The sequence below is a fragment of the Vibrio sp. JCM 18905 genome, from assembly GCF_055393305.1.
In genome coordinates this window covers 875,415-897,029 of sequence record NZ_AP043880.1, presented here as the reverse complement: position 1 = coordinate 897,029, position 21,615 = coordinate 875,415, and the positions used below count along the sequence as shown (strand labels likewise).

Sequence of the window (21,615 nt, the reverse complement as noted above, 5' to 3'; positions counted from 1 at the left end):
CTCGTTAACAAAGCATGAAAGCCAAGACAACTCGCCCTTTGGGAGCGTGTCACTATCACGATTCCCGCGTCAAATAACGTGAAAATAGCGAGCTATTTCACTTCGTCATTTTCCTTGAACTCGTATCAGTGACCACGCTCTGAACTGAGCATCTTGAAGTCATTTAGGTATTGCAGTGAATTAGCCCTACGAAAAATCCCCCAGCAGGAAACTGTTGGGGGATTTTTTAGCTTACAGCAAAATGCGTGAGTGCTGATTACTGATTTAAAAAGCTGACTGCTTTATCTGGGAAATCAGTAAACAAACCATCCACTTTCACTTGGTTGTAGTACACATCCATCATGCCTCCAAAGCTGTCCGTGTACGCTGGAATGCGTCCTGGATCGGCACGGAACGTGTATGGATGCACTTGCAAGCCAGCGTCTTTTGCAGCCTTCATCAACGGCTTAATGATGATGTTGTCTTTGGTTGACTTATCATCCACCAGCATCGGCTTCCAAGGTCCAATACCTTCGGCGTAACTCGCCACTTTCTTCATGCCGTCGGCTTCGAACATCCAATCATAGCTGTATGGCGTTGCTGTATCGCCTTTGTACACCATAGTTTCGTTCCAATCGGTGTAAGCCATGAGCTGAACGAGCTTTAAATCCATGTCCATTGCGGGCATCAACTCACTGTTAATGCGTTGCAGTTCGTTCGCATCAAAACACTGCAGGTAAACTTTGTCGTCTTGCGAGTCGTAACCGTACTGCTTCAAGACTTTAAGCACCGCTTTAGAAATGTCCTTACCTTCATGACGATGGAACCAAGGCGCTTTAATTTCTGGGTAAATACCGATGTCGTAACCCAACGTCTTGTTAAGTCCTTGGATCAGCTCAATCTCTTCAGCAAACGTCGGCACGGTAAAATCCGATTTCCACATTGGGAATCGTGTCGGATAACCAGCGACCTTATTACCTTTGTCATCGATATTAAAGCCTTCAGTTACTCGCAAGGATTTGATTTCCGCCAGTGTGAAATCAATCGCGTAGTAGCGACCGTCTTTGCGCGCACGATCAGGAAAACGCTCCGCAACATCCGTTACACGATCGAGATAATGGTCATGCAACACGACCAACTGGTCGTCTTTCGTCATTACCACATCTTGCTCTATGTAGTCAGGTTTCATTGCGTAAGCAAGCGCTTTGGCTTCTAGCGTGTGCTCAGGCAAGTAACCCGATGCGCCACGGTGTGCAATTACAAGCGGTTTCGCAATCGCACCAACTGAGAGGCTAAGTGCTAAAAAAGTAAGACATACTGACTTTGTTTTCATTGTTATTTCCTTGATAAAGCGAAGAGGCAGTATTCCACTGCCTCTTTAAATAAATATTACGCTAGCGCTTCCTTTTCGCGCTCTTTTTGCTCGTGGTGCGCGCGCTCACCTAAGAAGGCGTACATCAAACACACAATAGAAGTAATACAAGAACCCACTAAGATGATAAAGCCACCATCCCAGCCAAAGTGGTCTACCGTGTAGCCCAGAATCGCGTTTGCGGCAACTGCCCCACCTAAGTATCCAAATAAACCAGTAAGACCAGCAGCAGTACCAGCGGCTTTCTTCGGAGCGAGTTCAAGTGCGTACAAGCCAATCAGCATAACCGGACCATAGATTAGGAAGCCAATTGCAATCAGTGCCATCATGTCCACCATTGGGTTACCAGCAGGGTTAAACCAGTAAACCATCACTGCAACTGTCACTAGCACCATAAATAAGATACCAGCAGGTGCACGACGACCTTTGAACAATTTGTCAGAGATCCAACCACACAATAGTGTTCCTGGAATGCCAGCCCATTCGTATAAGAAATAAGCCCATGACGATTTATCTACCGAGAAATCCTTCGCTTCTTTTAGGTAAACAGGTGCCCAGTCCAGTACGCCGTAACGAATTAGGTAAACAAATGCGTTTGCAATTGCAATCGACCAAAGAAGCTTGTTGTTGAAGACGTATTTGAAGAAGATTTCCTTCGCTGTCATTTCTTGTTCGTGCGACTTGTCATAGTCATCAGGATAATCGTCTTTATACTCTTCGATCGGTGGCAAACCACAAGATTGAGGCGTATCGCGAACCGTCATCCAAACAAACACAGCAACCAATGTGGCGAAAAATGCAGGAACATAAAATGCAGTGCGCCAATCATCGTTAAATGCCCACAGGCCAAGAATAAATAGTGGACCAATCAAACCGCCACCCACGTTGTGTGCCACGTTCCAAACCGAAACGATCTCACCACGCTCTTTACGTGACCACCAGTGCACCATGGTTCGTCCACATGCGGGCCACCCCATGCCTTGGAACCAACCGTTCAAGAAAAGCAAAATGAACATCGCAGTGACGCTGCCAGTCGCCCATGGCATAAAGCCAAAGCAAAACATCACTAATGCAGACATCAGTAGGCCGCCACTAAGGAAATAGCGAGGGTTGGAACGGTCAGATACGCTGCCCATTAGAAATTTAGAGAGACCATATGCAATGGAAACAGCTGCCAGCGCGACACCTAAGTCACCGCGGCTAAAGCCTTGCTCGATAAGATAAGGCATCGCCAAACTGAAGTTTTTACGAACCAGATAGTAACCGGCGTAGCCAACAAATATACCGATAAAGAGTTGCCAACGGAGGCGAGAGTAGGTGCTATCGATACTGCCTGGGGACAGACGATCAATGTGCGCCTTAGGTTTGAATATTCCAAACATAGGAACCTCATTATTTTGTATGCGATGGTAAAAAACACAAAAGGAGCGAACGAAACAAATAAAATCTTCGTTCGAAAGTTCATGAATTGTATTGAGTTAGGATTTTATTTCTGTGACAAATGTTGCACATGAATTAAATATAAGTAAATACAGTAAATTAGAGCGCATTAATTAGACCATCGTTCAACTTTACTCATAATTAGTTAATATGAAACTGATGTTTCAACCTCTCATTTGAGCATTCCAATTCGAAACCAATGAAACAAAGGCTCGAATAAGAACACAAATTAACCGTAAAAAGGGTGTTTCACATCCATCCTTGTTACGCGAAACCACTAAATAACTAAAAAGATGAAAAATGTTCGCGCTTAGTATCAAACGAAATAACAAAGCTAATGTTATCTGAACTCAAACCTAGACAGTGATTCACGAACACAAGACATAAACCATATTTATTTTCCTCTCCATTTTCATAATTAACACTAATTTGGATAACAAGTTTCTCTCGAGATATAAACATAGCAACGCATTTTCTTATATCACCGCTAGTCCTTGATGTACTTGACCTCGCCTTACCTCTTTAGGGTTAATTACTACGCAAAATCTGAGTAATAAATCCCCAAGCACGTAGCAGCTTCACAAAACTCCTCTTACCAGTTGTGCATTCTTTTTCACATCGGTAATTTGAGCGCTTCCAAAACACACTTCGTAGCAAAGAAGTTCTTTTCGTTGTTTTCTTTTTCGATTAAAAGATGCGCCATTTAACAAAAACGAAGACTTTGATTAACAATTTTATGCTCAAACGCTCATTTTTAACGCGCGTTTGTTTTCGCAAACGTTTATATGTGCACAATAGTATCGTGCTAGACAGGCAAAAATGATCAAAGGACTTTTAACATGACAACGAACAAACACCCCTCTCTGCTCGGAGAATGTTTGGCCGAGTTTATCGGTACAGGACTACTTATCTTCTTCGGCGTAGGCTGTGTCGCAGCCTTAGTTCTAACAGGCGCATCATTTGGACAATGGGAAATCAGTATTGTATGGGGCCTAGGTGTCGCCATCGCTATTTACTGTACTGCCGGCGTTTCAGGCGCGCACATCAACCCAGCGGTAACCATCGCACTCGCTATGTTCCATGGTTTTGATAAGGCGAAAGTGGTGCCATACATCATCGCCCAAATGCTTGGCGCATTCTGCTCTGCTGCGTTGGTTTACAGCTTATACAGCAACCTTTTCACCGACTACGAAATCGCACATAACTTCGTCCGCAGTAGCCAAGATGCACTAGCAACCGCTGGTATCTTCTCAACCTATCCACATGCTTCCCTCTCTTTCTTTGGCGCTTTTGCTGTGGAATTCGTTATCACTGCCGTGCTGATGTTTGCGATTTTGGCTTTGGGCGATGAAAATAACGGCGCTGCACGAGGTGCAATGAACCCGCTGTTAATCGGTATTTTGATTGCCGTGATCGGTGGTTCTCTTGGTCCACTAACTGGCTTCGCGATGAACCCTGCGCGCGACTTTGGACCGAAACTGTTCGCTTACTTCGCAGGCTGGGATTACGCTCTGACAGGTGCTAAAGACATTCCTTACTTTATCGTGCCTTTACTTGCTCCGATTGCAGGTGCGTGTTTTGGTGGTTGGTTGTATCCAAAAGCGATTGCGGCTTACCTTCCACAACAAGGCCACGGCTGTACAATTCCAAACCAATGTGAGACGGAAGAAGAAACAGAAGAAGCTAGAGCTTAAAACTGACGCAACTCGAACATTTACTAAAATATAAATAACGAAACAAAAGGATTCTTACCATGACTGAGCAAAAATACATTGTTGCCCTAGACCAAGGTACGACAAGCTCTCGCGCAGTAATTCTTGATCATGACGCGAACATCGTAAGCGTCGCACAGCGCGAATTTACTCAGATTTATCCAGAGGCAGGTTGGGTAGAACATGACCCAATGGAAATCTGGGCAACACAAAGCTCTACGTTGGTAGAAGCTCTAGCTAAGTCTGGCATCCGTAGCGACCAATTGGCGGCTATCGGTATTACTAACCAGCGTGAAACTACCATCGTCTGGAATAAAGAAACAGGCAAACCCGTTTACAATGCGATCGTATGGCAATGTCGCCGTACTGCTGACATCTGTGAAGATTTAAAAGCGCGTGGTCTAGAAAACTACGTACGTGACAACACAGGTTTGGTGCTTGACCCTTACTTCTCAGGTACCAAAGTGAAATGGATTCTGGACAATGTTGAAGGCGCGCGCGAAGACGCAGAAGCAGGCAAGCTGTTGTTCGGTACCGTCGATACTTGGTTAGTTTGGAAGATGACTCAAGGCCGCGTTCACGTGACCGACTACACCAACGCATCGCGTACAATGCTATTTAACATCAACGATCTATGTTGGGATCAGAAAATGTTAGATGAGCTTGGTATCCCAGCATCTATGATGCCAGAAGTAAAACGTTCATCGGAAGTTTACGGTAAGACCAACATTGGTGGTAAAGGCGGTACTCGTATTCCTATTTCTGGTATTGCTGGTGACCAACAAGCTGCGCTTTACGGCCAAATGTGTGTTGAAGCGGGTCAGGCGAAAAACACTTACGGCACGGGTTGTTTCTTGCTAATGAATACGGGCCAAGAAAAAGTCACTTCGACGCACGGCCTACTGACAACTTTGGCTTGTGGTCCTAAAGGTGAGCCTGCTTATGCACTTGAAGGTGCCGTATTCATGGGTGGTGCTTCTATCCAATGGCTACGTGATGAATTGAAAATCCTAAACGGTGCAGAAGACTCTGAATACTTCGCAACCAAAGTGGATACCTCAAACGGCGTTTATGTCGTGCCTGCCTTTACTGGTTTAGGCGCACCATACTGGGATGCCTACGCACGTGGCACGATTGTCGGCCTTACTCGCGGCGTGAACTCAAACCACATTATCCGTGCGACTTTGGAAGGTATTGCTTACCAAACTCGTGACGTACTGGATGCGATGCAAGCCGACTCAGGTATTAAACTTGCGAATCTTCGCGTCGATGGCGGTGCGGTAGCGAACAACTTCCTAATGCAGTTCCAATCCGATGTATTGAATACAGAAGTACACCGCCCTCAAGTAACAGAGGTTACCGCTCTTGGTGCAGCCTACCTTGCAGGTCTTGCCGTGGGTTACTGGGACAGCATTGACGAGTTGCAGAATAAAGCGGTGCTTGATCGCACGTTTGAGCCGCACGATGATGAAGAAAAGCGCAATCGTCGTTACAAGGGTTGGAAACGCGCAGTGAAATGTGCGCAAACCTGGTCTGAGCTTCACGACGAAGAAGATTAATCTCACCTCCATACGAAAAAAGAGCGCCATTTGTGCGCTCTTTTTTGCGCTTTGCCCCTGATTCCTGAACTCGCTTACTTCTCACAACGCGCAAATTCGAGCACAATAGAGCTTCGAATTTGAAGCATTGGCCGTTACCAATGCACAAGGGAGTGGTAAGTGAAGCAAATACCTCGACACCAACAGATTGTTGAGTTGGTGAAAAAACAAGGCTATGTCAGCACGGATGAGTTGGTAGAAAGATTCAATGTCAGCCCACAAACCATCCGACGCGATCTTAATGAACTCGCCGACGACAACAAAATTCGTCGTTATCACGGTGGTGCAACCATCCCTCTCAGTTCTGAAAACACATCTTACAACACGCGTAAAGCGCTCAACTTCAATGAAAAAGATGTCATTGCAGACGAGGTGGTCAAGCACATTCCTGATGGCGCGACTCTATTTATTGATATCGGCACCACACCAGAAGCGGTTGCGCGAGCGCTCAATAAAAACCATAAACAGCTACGCGTGGTTACCAACAATATCAACGTGGCAACCATTCTCTTCCCCAACCCAGAGATCAAAGTCATCTTAGCTGGCGGTGAAGTTCGAAGTCGCGATGGCGGCATTGTTGGAGAAGCCACTCTCGACTTCGTTAAACAGTTCCGTCTCGACTTTGGCATTCTTGGCATCAGTGGTATCGACTTTGATGGCTCGCTACTAGACTTTGATTACCACGAAGTCAGGGTCAAACAAGCGATCATCGACAACAGCCGCAGTGTATTTCTTGCCGTCGACCATACCAAATTTGGGCGTAATGCCATGGTGAAGCTAGGCAATATCGCTCAGCTCAACATGATCTTTACCAACAAGCAGCCACCAGAAGAAATCCTGTCGATTTTAAAAGAAGCTTCAATTCCACTTGAAGTCGTTGAAGCGAACGAGACAAACTTCGAAAACGAGTAGTTTCAATCATTAATTTGCCTCTCAAATGACCTCTGTCTTAATTAGGCAGAGGTTTTTTTGTGCCTAAATCACACAAAACGCTCACAAACGAAAATAATAGATGATCACAAACGAAACCTAAGCTAGGATTAGATCATGTTCTAAAATGCTCGTTCGCTCACCAAGAGGTCAAATTTATGAGTATACAAAAAAATGCTTCCACTACTAGCTCATCCACTACCTTAGACTTGATCGTAATTGGTGGCGGCATTAACGGGGCTGGTATTGCGGCAGACGCAGCTGGCCGCGGTTTGAGTGTTGGCTTATACGAAGCAAATGACTTCGCGTCCGCTACTTCTTCGGCAAGTTCTAAACTGATCCACGGCGGTTTACGCTACCTTGAACACTATGAGTTTCGTTTGGTTTCGGAAGCGCTCGCAGAACGTGAAGTTATTCTTCGCAAAGCGCCTCACGTTGCACTACCAATGCGTTTCCGTTTGCCTCATCGCCCATTCCTACGCCCAGCTTGGATGATTCGCTGTGGTCTATTCCTTTACGATAACTTGGGTAAACGTACGACTCTGCCAGGCAGCAAAACCGTCAACTTAGCGAAATCGGGCTTACTAAAACCAGAAATGAAAACCGGTTTCGAATACTCTGACTGTTGGGTTGATGACGCGCGTTTAGTATTACTTAACGTTCTGGCTGCTCGTGAAAACCATGCAGAAGTACGTAACTACTGCCGCGTAGAAAAAGCACACCGTGAAGGTGGTATCTGGCATGTCACAATTCATGACGTGATGACAGACCAACGTTTCGAACGCAAAGCAAAAGCACTAGTAAACGCAGCTGGCCCTTGGGTAAAACAGTTCTTTGATGATGGATTAGAGCAAGCCTCTCCTCGTAACATTCGCTTAATCAAAGGCTCGCACATCGTTGTTCCTCGTATCCACAACGAACCGCAAGCCTACATTCTTCAAAACAAAGACAACCGCATCGTATTTATGATTCCTTACTTAGATAAGTTCTCAATCATTGGTACAACAGATGTGGAATACAAAGGTGACCCACGCGAAGTGGCAATCTCAGATGACGAAGTCGATTACCTCATCGACATCGTAAACCAACACTTTGTCCACCAGCTGACTCGCGAAGATGTGGTTTGGACATATAGCGGTGTTCGTCCTTTATGTGACGATGAATCTGACTCTCCGCAAGCGATCACACGAGACTACACGCTAGAGCTCGATGCGGAATACGACCATGCACCTCTGCTTTCTGTCTTTGGTGGTAAGCTGACGACCTACCGTAAGCTGGGTGAAGCGGCAATGAAAAAGCTGGCTCCTTTCCTACCAGAGATGGGAAGCGACTGGACGGCAAATCAAACCCTACCTGGTGGTAACTTCAGCTGTAGTCGTGAACAATTAGCTAAACAAATTCATGCTAAATACGCTTGGGCGCCAGAAGCATTGATTCTTCGTTACGTAACACAATTTGGTACCCAAACGTGGAACTTAATGGAAGGCACAGCAAGCGAAGCTGACCTTGGACACGCGTTCTCATCGCAAGCCGGCGGTGTTTACCAACGTGAGATCGACTACTTAATGAACCATGAAATGGCAATGACCGATGAAGACATTTTGTGGCGTCGTACCAAGCTTGGTCTGTACATGAACGACGAAGAAAAGCTGGCTTTATCGGACTATTTAAAAGAGAAGCTACAGCAGAAAGTGGTTAATCTTTCTCAAGTTGGCTAACTGCTCCTCCCCTCCCTACTAGAAAGCCTGCCTCGTTGCAGGCTTTTTTATTTTGCTGTTTTTACACCACACTTTGGCTTGCTTCACTTGATTACAAATAAGAGCAACTATTCATAGACATTTAGCGTTAAATGCAATCATACTCATTTAAATAATTATCCCTGAATAACTTCATGGAGCTAGGTTCAGAACGTTATCACTGATGCATTTCACGGAAAATAATGCAGCGGAAGAGCACAGGCTCTTTCCGAGTTATTTGGGGAAAGGCTCAGACAAGGAAAAGAAAATGGGTTTTATGATTGAACATTGGGATTTTTCAACCCCAGAAGCAACTCAGCAATCCACAACGGCGGAGCAGATTCAAGACAAACATTGGTACCATTGTGAACGGCTGCATCCCGATATTCGTGGCTGGCTAGAGCAAAACCAAGTACCACGTGCCACTGTCGATCACCTGTTAGCCGACGAGAGCCGACCGTCTTTCCACCCTTTGGATGACGAGAACTTCATGTTGATTTTACGAGGCGTCAATATGAATGGCGATGCTTCACCAGAAGACATGCTCAGTATTCGAATTCTCTATTTTCAAGGCGCACTGATTTCAACACGTAAGATCCCATCGCGTGCCATCATGGAAATTCGTCAAGCATTGGCGGAACATAAAGGTCCGAAAAGCCTTGCGGGTTTACTTCATCAGATTATTGAAGGATTAAATAGCAAAATAGACGTTTACCTCGATACGATTGAAGAGACGTTAAACCAGTTTGATGTGAATGATGAATCGACGTACAAGCATATGGCGACTCAAAAAGCGCTTATCTCCATCAAACGTTTTATTCGCCCTCAGCAATATGCTATTCGAGATCTCGTTGAATCAGAGTCCGAGTTGGTGGCTTTAAGGCCCCATCAATATCGCTTCGCCCACAATAATATTACGCGCATAAATGAAACACTTGAGTTTTATCTTGGAGAAGTCGCTCTCTTTCAAGAAGAAATCAAACATCATCGTGACGAGAAAACTAATAAAAACAGTTATCTATTCACCCTAGTGGCGACTATTTTCTTGCCAACCAGCTTCCTAACAGGTTTGCTTGGCATCAACATTGGCGGTATGCCAGGCGTGGAATCCGCCATGGCGTTCACCTGGTTCTGTATCGCTTTAATTGTCATCTTTGCTCTAGAGTGGTGGCTATTCAAACGTTTGGGGTTTACGAATAAAACGGACGACGAAGACGAATAAGCACTAATCCTATAAAGAACAACAATCAAAAGAAAAGAGGAGCGCGCGGCTCCTCTTTCTCTACTCACATTAGAGCCCTATCCGGGATGACCATCAACGCGAGGGGTAATAAGCATCACGCCAAAGCGCCAAACAAACAGGCCAAATGCGACAATCCACAATCCGCCACTGATATTAATCCACAGCATCATATTGGCAGGATCAAATATCACGGCAAAACTGCGAACCAAAGCTGCCGCGGTAATCGCCGCAAACGCAAGGCTCATGTTCGGACCTTTGTAGATCATGCGACCAGTATGTCCCATCGTCACGCGTGCGATCATCGCTAAAATCAAGCCGCCTAATGCACCTATCGCAAACAGGTGAATCAGGTTATGGCTGGCAAATGCATCTCCCCAAGTGCCTCGCAAAATTAAGCTTAGTGGCAAACACAAATACGCAGCATGCAGCGACCACACTAAAGGCTCGCTCAGGGTTAACCAAGGTTTCCAGCGAACAAAACGCACCAACTGAGCAACTCCTGCAAACAGCATCAACGGATTGCCTAATTCTGCAAACGTCACAGGGAAAAAGCTCAGCACAAATAGCATTACCAACGGCAAGTTCGCGAACCATTCTAACCAAGCCAGTGGTTGCGCTTTTTCGAAATTAAATCGACGCGCAGTAAAGAATGGAATCACACGTCCGCCCATGACCGACAATAACAGCGTAAACCACCACAACATCGCCTGCCATACAGCAGAAGAGCTAAACGGCGGCATGCCTTTTATTGTTGCGTAGCTTGCAAAGTTCGCAAAAATGGCCAAAAGAAACAGCGGCACAAAAAACAGATTACGCCAACCTTTGGCTCGATAAACACGAATGCCTACCTCATAGGCAACAAACAACAAAAATACCGCTTCAATGCTGCTGGTTAACCATAACGGCGCTGGCGTCCAGAGCAATATTCTAGGTGCCAACCACAAGCCAAATAAGATCAAAAGCGTGTAATGCTTGGTGCCATTAATGCCAGTCCAGTTTTGTACCGCGGTCAGTACAAAACCAACCACAATCGCCATCGAAAAGCCGAACAACATTTCATGAACGTGCCACCATAATGCCGGTACAGTTAATGCGTTTGGCTGTCCGCTTTGGAACATCCACACCCACAACGCGATCGCAACAATGGCGTAAATCGACCCAAACAGAAAAAACGGCCGAAAGCCTAATCGCAGCCATGCGGGGATTTTTTCTTCCACTTTTTTATCGGTGATATTCAGCATTATCTTGCCCTCAAGCGTCTCTCGATGCTGGTTAACTCAACTACAATATTGATGCTACCATAAACATGTATAAAAAATACATGTTAAGAGTTAAGATTATACTTAAGAGGTAAAGTTGTGCTTCAGAGGCGGGTTAGGTATAAACGGTGAGAGACACAACCATCAGTTAAGGGATGCAACGAAGATGTACATATTTGGCTATGGCAGTTTGATTAATTCTGCGTCACGTAAGTTAACCGGACAAACGGGAGAAGCCATTCCCGTCATTGCTCATGGACTGGTGCGCTACTGGGGAAAGATTGATGACAGCTACACTCTGTCTCCTCTGGTTGTAAACCAAGGCGATGGGCAGGTCAACGGCGTTTTACTCGAAGTGAATGAAGAAGCTCTCGCAGAATTCGATCGCCGTGAGCGTGGTTATCATCGTATTCAAATTCAGCCAGATCAAATCGAAACGGACGCGAACTTTAACCAAGAACATAGCATCTGGGTTTACGTAAAAGACGAGCCATTACCACCGTGCGTAAAAAGCCCAATCATGCAAAGCTATGTCGATACCGTGCTAGCAGGTTGCTTAGAAGTATCTCATGCGTTTGCAGAGCATTTTGTGCGTCACACCATTGGCTGGCAACACGCAAAAGAAAATGACCGCCATCAACCTAAATATGGCAACCTAGCAGGCGTGCAAGAGCATCATTACGAGTTGATTGATAATCTAATAAAAAAAGGAGCCTAACGGCTCCTTTTTAGTATCTATGTTTTGCTTATGCGAGCTTAAAACTTGTAATCAACGCCAACGTACAGGCTGTCAAAATCAAATTCAAGATCGCCACCACCTTCAACATCGATGGTTACTGTAGAAGCACGGTAGCCACCAGAAACAACCAGACCTGAAGCAAATTCATAACCCACTTCAGCACCATAGTTAAAGCCAGCATCGCTACCATCAGTCTTACCAGTGAAACCAGAAAGGTTTGATTTTGCCTCTAAATCAACCCCAGTTACACCTAGACCAACAACAGCACCAACATAAAAACCAGTGCCAGAGAATTGGTACTTAGGTTTAGCATTAAGGTTGAATGAATAACCTTCAACAGTAGCTTCTAACCAATTACCCGCGCCCGATGCTTTTTCTTCGAAGCTACCGTAGTAAATGTACTCACCTTCTAAAGCCAACTTGAAGTTTTCTGAATATTGCAGCTCTTTACCTACCGCAATACCCAAACCTGTAGCTGAAGAGCTGTAAGAGTGACCTTCAACTTCAAGATCAGAGTTAAGAATATCTGCGCCAACATACCAGTTACCTTTTGCTTGAACTGACGCTGAAGCAACCACTGCACCTAAAGCCAATAATGGCAATACTTTTTTCATTATAATTTCCTATGTTTTTCATACTGTTAAACAGTTTTTAAAAGCGCGGAGATTATAAATAGAGTTGAATATATTCCTATTGATTTATTTATAAAATGAGACACAAAACATAAACACGAACAATAAAACGTTTGCTTGATTAAACTCTAAACAATTCTCACCCCAGTCGGCATCGCTCTTTCTGGCGTTAGCAACACACTTTCGGATTCATCATCCGTTTCTGCGCACAACAACATACATTCTGAGGTTTCGCCGCGCATTTTGGCTTTGGCAAGATTACACAACACGACCACTTGTTTGCCCATCAACTCTTCCTCTGTGTAATGAGGTACTAAGCTGGTTACGGTTTGCAGTGTTTTTTCACCAATATCAATTTGCACAATATACAGCTTGTCTGCATTTTGATGACGAGCCACTTCAATGATTTTTCCGGTACGAATTTCTAATTTGGCAAAATCTGAGTAAGCGATAGTTTCCATAATTAAAACCTCAGTAAAGTTTTACTAAAAATATAACGTTTACACTATCAGTAAGCTTAATAAATACAAGTGGTAAAGATCTCATTTCCGAAAGCAAATCCCCTATCAAATTGCACTTATTACACAATGGGTGTTTAATACTTCCAGTCAAAATTTTTAGCCACTAAAGGTTCTATATGGCAACGATCAAGGATGTCGCGAAAGAAGCCGGTGTTTCGGTCGCAACGGTTTCTCGCGTGATCAACAAGTCCCCAAAAGCCAGCCAATCATCGGTAGAGTCGGTCACCAAAGCAATGAGCAAATTGGGTTACAGACCCAATGCCGCAGCTCGTGCCTTGGTGAGCCAAAGCACAAATACCATGGGTGTGTTGGTGAGTGATGTGTCCGATCCTTTCTTCGGCACACTGGTCAAATCAGTCGATAATGTCGCGCGCGAAAATGGCAAACATATCTTGATTGGCAACGGTTACCATAATCCAGAAGATGAGCGTCAAGCCTTAGAATTGCTGATCAACAGCCGTTGCGATGCAATAGTCATCCACTCGAAAGGCTTATCTGATGAGGATCTAATTGGCTACGCCCAAGAAGTAAAAGGTATGGTGCTTATCAATCGTCATATCCCAGAGCTGGCTGAACGCTGTATTTCCCTTGATAACCGCAAAGGAGCATTCCTCGCAACAGAATATTTGATTCGTCATGGGCATCGCAAAATCGCTTGCATTGCCTCATCCCACGATATCGAAGATACCGATGAGCGCTTGCAAGGTTACCAAGCCGCATTGAAAGAACATGGTATTGAACTCTCCAAAAGCTACATCGAATACGGTGAGCCCAACAGTGATGGTGGCGAAGTTGCGATGACTAACCTGTTAACCAAATCTTTGGAGATTACTGGAGTAGTGGCCTACAACGACTACATGGCCGCTGGCGCACTGGCAGCGTTGGATCAAAATGGCATTGACGTACCAAGTAAGGTTTCTATGGTCGGGTTCGATGATGGCTTAATCGCCCGCTTTGTTCACCCTAGCTTGACTACTATTCGCTACCCAATCGAGATGATGGCAGAACGAGCCGCCCGTTTGGCTTTGGCGCTATCTCGTGACGAAAAAATTGAAGACGAAACCATTATTTTTAGCCCAACTTTAGTACGAAGAAATTCTGTTGAGCGTTGTTGATGGTGGATAACCTGTAAATTGAAAACGAAAGCCCGCTCAGGTTATTGAGCGGGCTTTTTCTTTGAGCACTTGTCGAGACGATATGGATTCTAGCTCAAGGCTTCGTTCGGTTTTGCAGACTTCACGTCAACGCCTTCCGCAAACTCACCACGCTGTAATTTTTCTCGTAAAATCGCGTGTTGGTCTTCGGTAAATGTGTAGCGAGACATAATGAAAATGCGCACTAGAGCTCCCAATGCCGGTAGCAACGCAATACAGAAGAACATACCACTGAGCGCGGTTTCCGTTTGCGCCGCATTTGGTACATAGCCAATCATCGTCAAGATAACCCCCGTTAAGCCGCCCGCTACTGCAACAGAGAGTTTGCCTGTAAAGGTCTGTCCCGAGAACGTGATCGCCGCGGTACGTTTGCCGCTGTGGTAGTAAGAGTACTCTACTGTGTCTGCAATCATGGCCGAGATAAGAGGGTTGGTCATCATAAAGATGCCAGTAATCACCGCTAACCACGCCATCACGACCGTTGGATTATCATAGCCAGTAAAATAGAACCCAATGCGAGCGATGATCTCTAAAACACACAGCGCAATAAAGATGTCACGTTTTTTGAAACGCTTTGTCAGCACAGGCGTAGCCAAACATGCGATCGCACTTACCAAAGTGATGGTACCAATCAGAGAGACTAACCCTGCGTCCCCCATGTTGTATGTGAAGAAGAAAATGTACAGGCCATTCACTAGATTGAAAAACACATTCATGAAAAACGCTGCCAGAATAAAAAACAACGGCTTATTTTTACGAACGGCTTGAAAGGTTTGTTTTAGAGTGACTTTTTCGCAGCTCTTCGTCGAGATGCGTTCTTTGGTGTTGTAAAAACCGTTCAGCATGAAGAACAAACCTGCAATCATCAACACAATCACTGCTGGTAAGTAACCCTGATCTGCGCGGCCATCAGCGAAGTAAGCGCTCAGTTTCGGGAACACAACCAAAGTCGCACCAATACCCGCATTCACCCCTAACATGGCACAAGTTGCCGCTTTTGCTCGCTCTTGTGGTTCATCCGTCATAACAGAAGACATAGACCAAAACGGCACATCAGAAATGGTGTAAAGCGTACCCCAAAGAATGTAAGTGATACCGGCATACATCACTTTTGTCGATGTATCAGCATCGATGTTATAGAAAGCGGCCACCGTGACCAGAACAATCAGAACCGGCGTAAACAGCATGTAAGGGCGGAATTTACCAAAGCGAGAGTCTAGCGTGTCCATGTATCCGGCAATGAGCGGGTCATTCACCGCATCCCACACACGAGCAATCAAAAAAATCGTACTCGCCGCAATTGGAGAAATACCCAAAATATCGGTATAGAAATAAAGAATAAAAGAGCCGACTAGACCAAAGCTAAAGCACTGGCCTACCCCATAGCCGAAGTAAGACATCAGCTCCTTATTAGTGAGTTTGTTTTGTAGAGTAGTCATTGTTCACGTCTCAATTGATTTTATTGTAAATAAGAAACCGACCCATTTCTCAGAGTCGGCTCACAGGCAATTAATCCACTTCTGCGAGTGTTTTGATCAATTGCACTTCGCTTGCGTCATACGGCTGTCCTTGCTCATCAAGCAGATCGTGGAACCATTGACTCGCATAGTTTGCATCGCTACGTTTTATCTCTGGCCAAGGCAGATGCGTTTGTGTTTTTCCTTTCACTAATCCCCACTGGTAGCAGCCAATGTTTTTCTGTTTAAAGACCGGAAGCTGTTCGTGCATATAAGATTGCGCATGACGAGCAAGCCACTCTGTACACATCATTGGTCGGTTGTAGCTTTCTACAATTTCAACGGCTTTATGGAACAGATCGAGTGGTAAGTAAGCGTGGAAAGTAATGATGTCCGACAGCTCCATCGCTTTTCGATCGGTTGGGTGTTCATAAATCGGTAGACTTCGGTCAAGAATGCTTGGCGCATGCCAAGCGCCGACGGTAAGAGGCTGAGTTGGGTTTTCTTCACGTGCCCACTCAAACGCTTTTTCCATCAGCTCATGGCTAAAGATTTCCATTTCTTCGTCATAAGCGATCTCACCCGTAGTGGTGAAAATCATGCGGTTGGTTGGCTCGTTATAGAGATCCCAAATAACGATTCGAGGGTCATTTTTGTAGGTAGAGATGATGTCGCGAATATACGCTTCGACCTCACCCCACATAGATTTGTCCATCACCACATTGCGACCAGGACTTGCTGCTGCTTGGCTATTGTGCAAATCCGGTACTGGCGCTTTTTGTTCACCAAGATAAGGATGGTCGCCCGAAAAACCGCAGTCATCCATCGGCGTGAGCATCACTTTGATTTGATTGCGTTCGCAAATATCCAGAAAGCGCTCAATTCGCGCATGTAAACCATCGCGATCCGCTTGCCAAACTATAAATGGTAAGTTGGTACGTAAAGTGTTGTAACCCACATCATGCGCCCAAGCTAACTCTTGTTCCATCACCTCTGGAGCAAAAGATTCCGCTTGCCACATCTCATTCCAGTTAACCGCTGTGCGCGGTAAATAGTTAAAGCCACGTAGCCAGCCATGCTCTTTTTGCCATTGCCACGCTTTCTCTTCCGACCATCTTTTCATCTTACTCACCTTAAAGCTAAATTATTAGCTAATAATATTAGCTAATAATTTAATTAATAATTTAATGACTAGGTGCTCAAAGAATAAACGTGGTGAAAATCACAGCTTTTAAGTTGCTCTGACTTACTTTTGTGATCTTCATCTTTAAAGGATGATCCGAACTTAATCTTTAGCTAATATCTTTAGCTAACGAAATTAAGTAAAAGAGCAGAATGGCTAAAAAAATCACCATGAGTGACATTGCGGCGGCGGCTGGCGTCTCTCAGTCGACCGTATCGCTGGTATTGAATGGCTCAACTTCCGTAAAAATCGCGGAAGCGACCAAACGTAAAGTGCTCGAAACCGCAGAATCACTTGGCTACAAAAACAAAAAGGTTGCCCATGCTTTGGGACGCCCTAAAAAGATCGCATTGGTGATCAACGGCTTAACCAGTTATGACCCATTTATCGATGCCATCAATGCAGCGAGAGAAGAAGCGTGGTCGAACGACTACATATTGGTGACCTTCAATTACAGCCATGATGAAGTGTTGGCAAGCAAGATTGAGTCGGAGATCAACGGCGGTGATTACGCAGGTTTGGTTTACGCATCCAGTATGACGCGAGAGTTGGAGCAGCAACGCGTCACAACTTCCTTACCGACTGTGCTGCTGAACTGCACCAACGAAGAACACACCGAAACGCCAAGTATTTTGCCGGCCGATATGATTGGAGCTTACAAAGCAGTTTCACACCTCACAGCGCAAGGTTATCGTCGCATTGCCATGCTGTCTGGTGAAAGTTGGATGCTAGCCAGTAAGCAACGTGCCGATGGTTATCGTCAGGCTCTCATTGATGCAGACATCATTCCTAACTCAGAGTATTTAGTCGATGCAAACTGGTCGCTAAAAGAAGCGCACCAGCAAACACTGGCACTACTGAATATGGAGCAGCCGCCAGAAGCGATTTTCTGTGGCAGCGACTATATGGCAATGGGGTGCTACCAAGCGATAGCGGAGTTGGGGTTGAAGATTCCTCAGGATGTTGCCGTTGTCGGTTACGATAATCAGCAAATCGCCTCTGAAAGCTTTCCAGCATTAACGTCGGTTGAACTGCCCTACTCAGACATGGGTAAACTCGCAATCGAATCGTTGATGGCACTGATTGAAGGGCAGCCGTTGCTTTCTAACAAACGCAAAGTAGAGGGTGAGCTCATCGTTCGAACCTCTTCGACAAAAACAAAAAAGGTGGGCATGTAGCCCACCATAACACCCAAAGTCGTTGGAGTTGCAGCATCGCTGCCGCTGCAAGTTCAAAGGGTAGAAGTGCTATCTAAAATTCAAACTGGTAAATAGTTTGATGCTGATAGCAATCCCCAGAGTTCAACACCCCATTGTTGAGTCCCCATTCTGGTTTGTTTGGCCCGTCTGGAAAGTACTGCGTTTCCAATGCTAGGCCGTCATAGCGTTCGTAAGTTTTACTTGCACCTGGCGTACCGGCTAAGAAATTACCTGAATAAAACTGGATGGCAGGCTTGGTGGTTTTCACCTTCATCACCACATCTTCTTTTGGTGCAATTAAAACCGCAGCGACAGATACGCCATCGGTCACTTCAGGCATGAATACAAAGGCGTGATCGTAGCCACCAGCGGTTTTCTGATCTTGCTCAGCAAGAAATTCTTGGCCAATCGATTTTGGCTCGGTGAAGTCGAAACTGGTACCCGAAACTGGCTTTTGTTCACCGGAAGGAATTAACCCCGCATCCGTTGGCAAGTAATACCCAGCATTGAGCTGTAAAGTATGATCCAAACTTTTCGCGCGGCTCGCCTCGCCAGCCAAGTTAAAGTAAGCGTGATTGGTTAAATTCACTGGAGATGTTTTGTCGGTCTTAGCATCATAGGCGATAGCTAGTTCATTCTCGTCAGTGAGCGTGTACGTCACCTTCACATCGAGATTTCCCGGATAGCCTTGGTCACCGTCCGGGGAGCGAAGTGAAAAAGTGACCTGTTGATCATTTTGCTCTTCAACCTTCCAGCGGCGTTTATCAAACCCTTCCAGCCCACCGTGCAGTGAGTTTTCACCGTTATTGATACCAAGTTGATACTTCTCTCCGTCTATCTCAAACTGCCCCTTCGCAATTCGGTTAGCAAAGCGGCCAACAATGGAACCGAAGTAAGCGTCTTGCTTCATGTGTTCAGCCATATTTGGTGAGCGCAACAACACTTCACGGTTTTCACCATTTACCGGTAATGTGCAACTCAACCATGTCGCACCGATATCCATAAACGACGCCGTCATACCATTCGCGTTGGTCAAATGAATCAGATTCGCAGTTTGGCCATCAAACGACGGCGTTTGCGCCATCGCTTGTTCTAGTTGTTGAAAATAGGCTTTCATCATCATTCCTTACAGCACTTCAACCAAACCCGCACCATTTTTGGCTTGGCAAACATAAATCGACTCTTTTAAGCCCGTAGCCGCTTGGTACTTCGCTTCAACTTCCGCTTTCACGTCATCAACCAGTGCTGGCGGTACAAGTGCCACGATGCAACCACCAAAGCCACCGCCAGTCATGCGCACGCCGCCTTGATCGCCGATCACCTCTTTGACTATCTCCACCAGCGTATCGATTTCTTTTACCGTGATTTCGAAATCATCGCGCATCGAGGCATGAGACTCGGCCATCAGCTCGCCCATACGCTTCATGTCGTGTGCTCGTAGCGCTTGTGCCGCTTCCACAGTACGATCGTTTTCTGTGATGACGTGACGAGCACGTTTTGCCACCATTTCATCCAGCTCAGCGACTTTCTCGTTGAACTGCTCAATCGTCACATCACGCAAAGCTTTCACACCGAAAATACGCGCCGCTTCTTCACATTGCTGACGACGAGTGTTGTATTCACTGTCGACCAAACCACGTTTTTTATTCGAGTTGATGATCACGACTGCCATCTCTTCTGGCATTGAGACGGCTTCAGTTTCAAGGCTACGGCAATCTAATAGCATCGCATGATTTTCACGCCCTTCCGCTGAAATCATTTGATCCATGATGCCGCAGTTGCAACCGACGAATTCGTTCTCAGCTTGCTGACCGTTTAACGCAATTTCGGCTTGGCTGATTTCAAGATTGAACAGCACTTTAAACGTTTGACCGATCACCACTTCCAATGCCGCCGATGAGCTCAAACCCGCGCCTTGAGGCACGTTGCCGCTGACTGAAATATCCGCCCCAGTAAACTGATAGCCACGCGCCAGAAGACACTTCACCACGCCGCGAATGTAGTTCGCCCACATTTTGTCTTGCTGGAAGGTAATGGCTTGCGTGATATCGAACTCGTCCACTGCGTTGCCATAATCGACCGAAACCACACGCACGATATTGTCTTCACGCTTTGCCGCCGCCACGACCGTTTGGTAGTTAATGGCACACGGTAGGACAAAACCATCGTTGTAATCGGTGTGCTCACCAATCAAGTTCACACGACCAGGCGCTTGAATAATATGGCTAGGTGCGTAGCCCAACACTTGCTCAAATGACGCTTTCACATTTTGGATAAGTTCAGACATAGGGACGTTCTCTTAAAATAGTAATTTGTGTGGGATAGCGCGTTGAGCCTAACTTTCTATCTGTAAAGTCGCGCTATCCCGTTATTCGTAATCAGTCCAATTTAAAGACTTAGCATTCTTTGTAGTGGACATCACTCACATCACGCAGACGCTGTGCCGCTTGCTCTGCGGTGAGGTCACGTTGGCTTTCTGCCAGCATTTCGTAGCCCACCATGAACTTACGAACCGTGGCACTGCGCAGTAGTGGCGGATAAAAAAGTGCATGAAGCTGCCAATGGTCGATGTCTGTGCCTTGGTCAAAAAACGGCGCGTAGTGCCAGCCCATTGAGTAAGGGAAAGAGCATTGGAATAAATTGTCGTAACGGCTGGTCAGCTTCTTAATCGCTAGCGCTAAATCGTCTCGTTGCTCATCGCTGAGTTCGCTCATGCGACGAATGTGCGTTTTCGGCAACAACATGGTTTCGAACGGCCAAGCAGCCCAGTAAGGCACCACCGCCAGCCAGTGTTCGGTTTCCACCACAATGCGTGAACCGTCTTTGAGTTCCGCTTGTACGTAATCCACCAGCAAGTTGCTGCCGTGTTCTTGGTAGTACGCTTTTAGGTTGTGCTCTTTACGCTCGATCTCATTTGGTAAGAAGCTGTTCGCCCAGATTTGACCGTGCGGATGAGGCTGAGAACAACCCATGGTTTCGCCTTTGTTTTCGAACGCCTGAACCCAAACGTACTCTTTGCCGAGCTCTTCAATTTGTTCGTTCCATGTATCTATCACGCCACGAATTTTATCCACTGGCAGCTCCGGTAAGGTTTTACTGTGATCTGGCGAGAAGCAAATCACTCGGCTCAAACCACGCACGCCTTGCGTTTTGAATAGCGGGTTGTTTGACTCCGGTGCATCTGGTGAATCCACCATCAGCGCAGCAAAATCGTTATTGAACACATAGGTGCCTTGGTAGTCTGGATTAACATCACCAGAGATACGTTCGTTGGTTGGACAAAGGAAACATTTACCGTCATAGCTTGGTAGCTCATCCAACGCGGGCTTTTCATCTGCGCCACTCCAAGGGCGTTTAGCACGGTGAGGTGAAACCAAAATCCATTGCCCAGTCAGAGGGTTGTAACGGCGGTGTGGATGATCCACTGGGTTAAATTCGACATTCGACATGTTACTTACTCA

The 21,615-nt window shown here is 45.8% G+C and carries 18 protein-coding genes; 8 read left to right on the top strand and 10 right to left on the bottom strand.

Annotated features, from left to right (window positions below; genetic code table 11):
- Positions 1-256 precede the first annotated feature (256 nt).
- Together glpQ and glpT are read right to left on the bottom strand one after the other, a co-directional pair.
- Complete coding sequence (gene glpQ, locus ACZ5ZC_RS20835) at positions 257-1,312, bottom strand: glycerophosphodiester phosphodiesterase (RefSeq protein ID WP_054867157.1); 1,056 nt, start codon at positions 1,310-1,312, stop codon at positions 257-259.
- Between the two features lie 56 nt (positions 1,313-1,368).
- Entirely contained in the window at positions 1,369-2,733 is a 1,365-nt protein-coding gene (glpT, locus tag ACZ5ZC_RS20830) for a glycerol-3-phosphate transporter (RefSeq protein ID WP_006742417.1), read from the bottom strand.
- A gap of 897 nt (positions 2,734-3,630) precedes the next feature.
- Here glpT and ACZ5ZC_RS20825 point away from each other — a divergent pair.
- From ACZ5ZC_RS20825 to ACZ5ZC_RS20805, 5 genes are all read left to right on the top strand, one after another.
- Positions 3,631-4,485, top strand: a complete 855-nt coding sequence (locus ACZ5ZC_RS20825) for an MIP/aquaporin family protein (protein ID WP_046875005.1) — start codon at positions 3,631-3,633, stop codon at positions 4,483-4,485.
- Between the two features lie 59 nt (positions 4,486-4,544).
- Positions 4,545-6,062 carry a glycerol kinase GlpK gene (glpK, locus tag ACZ5ZC_RS20820; RefSeq protein ID WP_006742415.1) on the top strand — a complete coding sequence of 506 codons (1,518 nt, stop codon included), beginning with the start codon at positions 4,545-4,547 and terminating at the stop codon, positions 6,060-6,062.
- Positions 6,063-6,221: 159 nt separating this feature from the next.
- A complete protein-coding gene (locus ACZ5ZC_RS20815; RefSeq protein WP_006742414.1) occupies positions 6,222-7,013 on the top strand; it encodes a DeoR/GlpR family transcriptional regulator in 792 nt (263 codons plus the stop codon).
- 176 nt (positions 7,014-7,189) lie between these two features.
- Positions 7,190-8,749 (top strand): glycerol-3-phosphate dehydrogenase, encoded by a 1,560-nt coding sequence (gene glpD, locus ACZ5ZC_RS20810; protein WP_074191728.1) that lies wholly within the window; start codon positions 7,190-7,192, stop codon positions 8,747-8,749.
- Between the two features lie 286 nt (positions 8,750-9,035).
- Entirely contained in the window at positions 9,036-9,989 is a 954-nt protein-coding gene (locus ACZ5ZC_RS20805; protein ID WP_464932247.1) for a CorA family divalent cation transporter, read from the top strand.
- Between the two features lie 77 nt (positions 9,990-10,066).
- Here the strand turns inward: ACZ5ZC_RS20805 and ACZ5ZC_RS20800 are convergent, their stop codons facing one another.
- Positions 10,067-11,251: an NnrS family protein gene (locus tag ACZ5ZC_RS20800; protein WP_124008455.1), complete on the bottom strand. Its 1,185-nt coding sequence runs from the start codon at positions 11,249-11,251 to the stop codon at positions 10,067-10,069.
- Between the two features lie 184 nt (positions 11,252-11,435).
- On the opposite strand from ACZ5ZC_RS20800, the gene ACZ5ZC_RS20795 reads away from it, so the two are divergent.
- Positions 11,436-11,987 (top strand): gamma-glutamylcyclotransferase family protein, encoded by a 552-nt coding sequence (locus ACZ5ZC_RS20795; RefSeq protein ID WP_048625918.1) that lies wholly within the window; start codon positions 11,436-11,438, stop codon positions 11,985-11,987.
- Between the two features lie 38 nt (positions 11,988-12,025).
- Here the strand turns inward: ACZ5ZC_RS20795 and ACZ5ZC_RS20790 are convergent, their stop codons facing one another.
- Complete coding sequence (locus ACZ5ZC_RS20790; RefSeq protein ID WP_012841470.1) at positions 12,026-12,622, bottom strand: outer membrane beta-barrel protein; 597 nt, start codon at positions 12,620-12,622, stop codon at positions 12,026-12,028.
- Positions 12,623-12,768: 146 nt separating this feature from the next.
- Positions 12,769-13,101, bottom strand: a complete 333-nt coding sequence (locus tag ACZ5ZC_RS20785) for a tRNA-binding protein (protein ID WP_054867155.1) — start codon at positions 13,099-13,101, stop codon at positions 12,769-12,771.
- Between the two features lie 176 nt (positions 13,102-13,277).
- Here ACZ5ZC_RS20785 and ACZ5ZC_RS20780 point away from each other — a divergent pair, with 176 nt between their 5' ends.
- Positions 13,278-14,276: a substrate-binding domain-containing protein gene (locus ACZ5ZC_RS20780; protein ID WP_053809256.1), complete on the top strand. Its 999-nt coding sequence runs from the start codon at positions 13,278-13,280 to the stop codon at positions 14,274-14,276.
- 89 nt (positions 14,277-14,365) lie between these two features.
- On the opposite strand, the gene ACZ5ZC_RS20775 is transcribed toward ACZ5ZC_RS20780, so the two are convergent.
- Together ACZ5ZC_RS20775 and ACZ5ZC_RS20770 are read right to left on the bottom strand one after the other, a co-directional pair.
- Positions 14,366-15,754, bottom strand: coding sequence for an MFS transporter (locus tag ACZ5ZC_RS20775; RefSeq protein WP_109169546.1), 1,389 nt, complete (start codon positions 15,752-15,754; stop codon positions 14,366-14,368).
- A gap of 70 nt (positions 15,755-15,824) precedes the next feature.
- Entirely contained in the window at positions 15,825-16,895 is a 1,071-nt protein-coding gene (locus tag ACZ5ZC_RS20770) for a cellulase family glycosylhydrolase (RefSeq protein ID WP_048625922.1), read from the bottom strand.
- A gap of 212 nt (positions 16,896-17,107) precedes the next feature.
- Here ACZ5ZC_RS20770 and ACZ5ZC_RS20765 point away from each other — a divergent pair, with 212 nt between their 5' ends.
- Positions 17,108-18,133 carry a LacI family DNA-binding transcriptional regulator gene (locus ACZ5ZC_RS20765; protein ID WP_006742407.1) on the top strand — a complete coding sequence of 342 codons (1,026 nt, stop codon included), beginning with the start codon at positions 17,108-17,110 and terminating at the stop codon, positions 18,131-18,133.
- Positions 18,134-18,206: 73 nt separating this feature from the next.
- Here the strand turns inward: ACZ5ZC_RS20765 and galM are convergent, their stop codons facing one another.
- The 3 genes from galM to ACZ5ZC_RS20750 form a co-directional block, all read right to left on the bottom strand.
- Complete coding sequence (galM, locus tag ACZ5ZC_RS20760; protein ID WP_464932385.1) at positions 18,207-19,271, bottom strand: galactose-1-epimerase; 1,065 nt, start codon at positions 19,269-19,271, stop codon at positions 18,207-18,209.
- Between the two features lie 9 nt (positions 19,272-19,280).
- The gene (gene galK, locus ACZ5ZC_RS20755) at positions 19,281-20,441 is read right to left on the bottom strand and encodes a galactokinase (RefSeq protein ID WP_140050570.1); all 1,161 of its coding nucleotides are present in this window, start codon (positions 20,439-20,441) and stop codon (positions 19,281-19,283) included.
- A gap of 109 nt (positions 20,442-20,550) precedes the next feature.
- Complete coding sequence (locus ACZ5ZC_RS20750) at positions 20,551-21,603, bottom strand: UDP-glucose--hexose-1-phosphate uridylyltransferase (protein ID WP_025570897.1); 1,053 nt, start codon at positions 21,601-21,603, stop codon at positions 20,551-20,553.
- Between the last annotated feature and the right edge of the window lie 12 nt (positions 21,604-21,615).